General features: G+C 71.6%; 6 protein-coding genes. 2 read left to right on the plus strand and 4 right to left on the minus strand.

Annotation, left to right across the window (positions count from 1 at the left end):
- Nucleotides 1-263: 263 nt before the first annotated feature.
- Nucleotides 264-1,073, minus strand: a complete 810-nt coding sequence (locus IEZ31_RS33515) for a metallophosphoesterase family protein (RefSeq protein ID WP_373294732.1) — start codon at nt 1,071-1,073, stop codon at nt 264-266.
- Nucleotides 1,074-1,134: 61 nt separating this feature from the next.
- Between IEZ31_RS33515 and IEZ31_RS33520 the strand changes: the two genes are divergently transcribed.
- Nucleotides 1,135-2,070: a hypothetical protein gene (locus IEZ31_RS33520; protein WP_190254065.1), complete on the plus strand. Its 936-nt coding sequence runs from the start codon at nt 1,135-1,137 to the stop codon at nt 2,068-2,070.
- Here IEZ31_RS33520 and IEZ31_RS33525 read toward each other — a convergent pair.
- From IEZ31_RS33525 to IEZ31_RS33535, 3 genes are all read right to left on the minus strand, one after another.
- Nucleotides 2,067-3,062: an aldo/keto reductase gene (locus IEZ31_RS33525; RefSeq protein ID WP_190254066.1), complete on the minus strand. Its 996-nt coding sequence runs from the start codon at nt 3,060-3,062 to the stop codon at nt 2,067-2,069. The two genes, IEZ31_RS33520 and IEZ31_RS33525, sit on opposite strands and share 4 nt — an antisense overlap.
- Before the next feature lie 45 nt (nt 3,063-3,107).
- Nucleotides 3,108-3,875: a sulfite exporter TauE/SafE family protein gene (locus tag IEZ31_RS33530; protein WP_190254067.1), complete on the minus strand. Its 768-nt coding sequence runs from the start codon at nt 3,873-3,875 to the stop codon at nt 3,108-3,110.
- A gap of 106 nt (nt 3,876-3,981) precedes the next feature.
- The gene (locus tag IEZ31_RS33535; protein ID WP_190254068.1) at nt 3,982-4,317 is read right to left on the minus strand and encodes a cupin domain-containing protein; all 336 of its coding nucleotides are present in this window, start codon (nt 4,315-4,317) and stop codon (nt 3,982-3,984) included.
- Between the two features lie 175 nt (nt 4,318-4,492).
- Between IEZ31_RS33535 and IEZ31_RS33540 the strand changes: the two genes are divergently transcribed.
- Nucleotides 4,493-4,963: a hypothetical protein gene (locus IEZ31_RS33540; protein WP_229836067.1), complete on the plus strand. Its 471-nt coding sequence runs from the start codon at nt 4,493-4,495 to the stop codon at nt 4,961-4,963.
- The last annotated feature ends 335 nt before the right edge of the window (nt 4,964-5,298 follow it).

Consider the following 5,298-nt stretch of genomic DNA (forward strand, 5'->3'; position numbering starts at 1 on the left):
TAGACGTTGAAGTTGCTGTCGTAGTCCGACTCGCTGCCCGAAGCCGACTGCAGGTGCTCCAGCTCGCCGCTCTCGGCACCGGCCTCGTAGTGGCCGTAGTCGACGTCGTTGCCCATGTCGCCCGTGTCGCCAGCGTCCCAGTCGCTCATGTTCTCGTATCCCCTTGTGTTCGCTTGTTGTCGGCGTTGACAAGAACGTTAGGGGGTTCCGCGCGCGGTCGACTCCCGGAAACGTGCCACCCCGGCGAGTGCCGGTTCACCGGGCTACTTGAGCACCGCGCGCAGCTGGGCCGGGGGGCGCGAGCGCTTGCGCCACTCGCGTGGGTAGCCGACCGACACCTCCTCGTGGCGCACGCCGTCGTACTCGGTCGTGCGGGGAATGTGCAGGTGGCCGTAGACGACCGCGGCCGCGCGGTAGCGCACCGGCCAGTCCGCCGTCAGGGTGGTGCCGCACCAGAGCGCGAACTCGGGGTACCAGAGAACATCGGTCGGCTGGCGGACCAGCGGGAAGTGGTTGACCAGCACCGTCGGCAGTTCCTCGGCCGCGGCACGCAGGCGCGGCTCGGTGAGGGCGACGCGGGCCCGGCACCAGTCGGCGCGGCCGTCGAACGGGTCGGGGTGCAGCAGCGCCTCGTCGGTGCCGACGATGCCGGCCGCGTGCGCCTTGGCCAGCGCGTCTTCGGTGGAGGTGGCGCCGGCGGGCCAGAACGAGTAGTCGTACAGCACGAAGAGCGGCGCGATGAGCACGGGGCCGCCCGGGCCGTCCCAGCGCGGATACGGGTCCTCGGGCGTGACGACGCCCAGCTCGCGACAGCCGGCGACGAGCAGGTCGTATCGCGCCTGGCCGCGGGCCTGCTCGGGGTCGTTCGGCATCGTCCACAGCTCGTGGTTGCCCGGCACCCAGATGACCTTCGCGAAGCGGTCGCGGAGGGTCGTCAGCGCCCACATGACGTCGGCGTAGCGCTCGGCGACGTCGCCGGCGACGATCAGCCAGTCGTCGTCGTGGGTGGGTCGCATGGCCTCGACAAGGGCCCGGTTCTCCGCGTATCCGACATGCAGGTCACTGATCGCCATCAACCGCCCCGTCACGCTCCAGAGCGTACTGGCGGTTGCGCGCGAATGCTGCAATTGCGCGGTGACCATCGAGGAGCGCCTGGCCGCAGCGACCGCAGCCCTGCACGAGCACCACCTGACCGGACGGCTGGTCGCGCAGCTCAAGGCCCGGATGGACGCGGCCGCCGACGAGCTCGCGATGCTGCGCAACCGGCTCGACGACGAGCAGGCCGACGTCGACAAGCTGGAGAAGCCGTCGCTGTCGCGGTTCCTGTCGTCGCTGCGCGGTCAGCAGGGCGACATCGACAAGGAGCGGGCCGAGGCGGAGGCGGCGCGGCTGGCGGTGGCCGCGGCGAAGGCCCGGTTCGACACGCTGCGCGCCGAGCACCTCGCCGCCCGCGACAGGCTCACCAAGCTGGCCAACGCCCCGGCCGAGCACGCGGCCGCACTGGAGACGAAGGAGCGGTACCTCGCCGAGTCCGGCGACCCGCGCGGCGCCGAGATGGCGGCCAACGCCGAGCTGCGCGGCCGGATCAACGGCGAGCTGACCGAGCTCCGCCAGGCCCTGGGTGCCGCCGACAACGTCCACCTGTACCTCTCCGAGGTCCGGGAGCGGATCACCAAGGCCACCATGCTGGCCGGCTTGGACGCGCTCAGCCCCGGCCGCAGTGGGTACGACGAGATGGTGGCGGCGGTCGACAAGGTCCACGAGGGGAGCATCTACGCCGGCGAGTGGCTGGAGACCCTGCGCAACGAGCTGGCCGACCTCGGCGAGGAGCTGCCCGAGCTGCCGAACATGGAGATCCTGCTGCCGAAGTGGTGGCAGCAGTGGACCATCTACGCCAACGGCCTGCCGGTATACGACACCGTCTTCCCGCGAATCCTCAGGGCCGGCAACAACACCGGCGAGGCGATCGCCATCATCGACGCCCTCCGCAAGCGCCTGGAGGCGCGCGAGGCGGCGGAGGCGGCGCGCCTGGACGAGGCCGAACGGGAGCGCGCCGCCCTGCACCGTTAGGCGCGACCCATCAGCCGCTCGATCTCGGCCAGCTCCTTCTCCGGCAGCGGCCCGTGCTCGAGCGCGCCCGCATTCTCCTCGACCTGGGCGACCGTGCGGCAGCCCGGGATCGGGACGGTGCGGGCGTCGTACGCCCACAGCCAGGCGAGCGCGCCCTGGGCCAGCGTGCGTCCGCCCGACGTCAGCAGCTCACGGATCGCCGCGATCCGGTCGAGGAACTCCGTGGTCGGCCGGCCGTCCGTGAAGTACGTCATCCACTCGGGGCTCAGCCCGCGGATGTCGTCCGGCGGAAGCTTCGAGTCGGCGCCGTACTTGCCGCTGAGCAGGCCCATGGCGAGGGGCCCGCGGATGATCACGCCGAGGTCGAAGCGGTCCGCGACGGGCAGCACCCCGAACGAGCCCCGCAGCACCGACAGGTCGGCCTGGATCGCGGTGCAGTGCCGGCCCGCCTGCGCGAACGCCTCGGCGCGCTCGGGGAAGTCGGTGCTCCAGCCGTACGAGCGGATGAGGCCCTGCTCGACGAGCTCTTCGAGCACCGGCACGAGGTCGAGCGCCTGCGGGATGGGCAGCTCGTTGATGTGCAGCTGGTAGAGGTCGACGTAGTCGGTGTTCAGCCGGCGCAGTGACTCGCGCACGGCGTGGCGCAGCCCGGCGGGCGTCCCGTCGTCGGGGCCGACCTGCCGCGTCCGCTCGTCGAAGGTAGCGCCGAACTTGGTCGCGATGACGGCCTCGTCGCGCCGCCCGGCCAGCGCCTCCGCCAACACCCGCTCGCTGTGCCCGGCGCCGTAGACGTTGGCCGTGTCGAAGAAGTTCACGCCCAGCTCAAGGGCTCGACGCACGGCCCGGATCGACTCGCGATCGTCGACCTCGCCCCAGCCGAGCGGCTGGTCCCCGCTCCAGAACGGCCCCCCGATCGCCCAGCAGCCGATCCCGAGCGCGCTGACCGAGATCCCACTTCGCCCAAGCGTCCGCCGCTTGTAGTCGCTGTTCATGCTGTCGACCCTGCCACCTGGAGCGCGCTCCAGGTCAACCACGGGTCAGCTCAAGAGGTCGTAGGAGAGCCGGGCCACCAGCCCGAGCACGACCACGAGCAGCACCCCGCGGACGAACCCGGTCCCCCGCTTGAGGGCCATGCGCGCCCCGATCGACGCCCCGAGAATGTTGAAGACCGCCATCCCGGCCCCGGCCGCCCACCAGACGTGCCCACCGGCCGCGAACACGGCGAGGGCTCCAAGGTTGGTACCGACATTGACCAGCTTCGCCATGGCGGAGGCCCGCACGAAGTCGGCCCCGACGATGGTCGTGAGCCCGAGGATGAGAAACGTGCCGGTCCCCGGCCCGACCAGCCCGTCGTAGAGCGCGATGACTCCCCCGGCAACGCCCACGGCGACGACGACCCGCCCTGGCGTGGCGTACTCCGGCCGCGGCACGGCCCCGAGCTGCGGCCGGAAGGTGACGAAGATCGCCACGAACACGAGCACGGCGAGGATGACGGGCTTGAAGGCGGAGGCGGGCACGGAGGCCGCGAGGAGTGCCCCGCCGCCGGCGAAGAGGAAGGCGAGCGGCACGGCCGGCCCGGCGACCCGCCAGTCGATCTCGACCCGCCGGGCGTAGGTGTAGGCCGCGGTGGAGGTCCCGGCCACGGCCGCCAGCTTGTTGGTCCCGAGCGCGGTGGCGACGGGGATACCGGGGCTGGCGAGCAGGATGGCCGGCAGCAACAGCAACCCGCCCCCACCGACGACGGCATCCACCCACCCGGCGGCGAGCGCCGCCCCCAACAACGCAGCGAGTTCCCCAACACCCACAGCGAGGCACTCTGCCCGACCGGCCCGCCGGGGTCAGTAACCGCCGTCACGTCCGATACCCCTTACGCCACCGCCGAACAGGGCCGAGCGACGTACGGCCGCCGTCTCAGGTGCCGCCTTTGGCGACGGTGAGCAGCACGACGGCGTCGGTGAGCGCCTCGAGGCTGTGCCGCGCGTCGGGCACGACGAGCAGCTCCCCGGCGACGGCGTCCCGGCTGTCGGCCCCGGAGACCATCCGCACCTCCCCGCGCAGGACCTGCACGGTGGCCTCCCCGGGATTCTCGTGCTCGTCGAGCCGCTCCCCACCGGCGAGCGCGATGACGGCCTGGCGCAGCCGCTTGTCCTGCCCGCCGACGACGGTCCGGGCGCTGCGCCCACTGGACGCGGCGACGGCGGCCGCGAGCTGCTCCTCCACGAGGTCCACGAGTGACGCTGCCTCCATGACGACCCCCTGCTGTCGTTCCGCGCCGGACACGTCGAACGCTACGTGCGGCGCCGCCCTCCCGGCCAGGGCCGAAGGACCTGATCAGCCGGCCGCGGCCGGAATGTCCACGGCGTCGGGCTCCCCGGCGGCCGTTGCTGCCGGCCATTGACCTCGCCCGCTACGCTCGCTGACCGTGAAGCCCTGTCGCACCCTGGTGATCGGGAGCCTGGTGCTCGCGATGGCATCGTGCACGGCCACCCCGTCGATTCCGACCGGCACCGCAACGACCTATACGTGCTGTGAAGCGGCGGACATCGACAGGGACTATCAACCGGGCCAGACCCTGACCGTCCATTGGACTGTCGTCCCCGGAACGCTCACCGCTGGCGGGCCGGCCCACGAGGTCGAGTTGAACGCACGCCTGACCGGCCCATATGCGACCGTGAGCGACCTGAAGACGGCGTCGGGCAACGACCTCGAAGGAGGCTCCACCTTCACCGCCGATCCGGTTCGCCCGTCCGGCCAGGCCGGGGAACAGCCGGTGAGCTCCATCCTGATCCCGCTCACCGCAGCGGCGGGGTACTACGACCTCATCACGTCGGTCAGTGGGCCACCCGGCTCCTACGGCGGTGCGAGCATCATCCGCGTCATCCCCAAGACCTGACCCCGACCCCCTCGATGCGAACCGACGAGAAGGACTAGCTCCGTCATCGCACACGCAGTCGTCGTGGCGGTTGCGCCCCTCAGGCTCGCGGCCGCATCGAGGAACGACGGCGAGTTCTCGACCCGCTCTTCGGAACGGGCCTTGTTGTGGTGAAGCGGACAATGCACCACGCCAACCGCAAGGCCCCAGCGACGACCGACAACCCGCGGCCGACGATCGGCGACCGCAACGACCCCGACCACCGCAACCACCCCGACCACCGCAACGACCCCGACCACCGCAACCACCGACATGGGGGTGTGGGTGGCGAAGCCCCCACTGGGGAGCGAGCGAAG

The sequence above is a fragment of the Dactylosporangium sucinum genome (genome assembly GCF_014647515.1).
In the GTDB taxonomy this organism is placed as follows: Bacteria; Actinomycetota; Actinomycetes; order Mycobacteriales; family Micromonosporaceae; genus Dactylosporangium; species Dactylosporangium sucinum.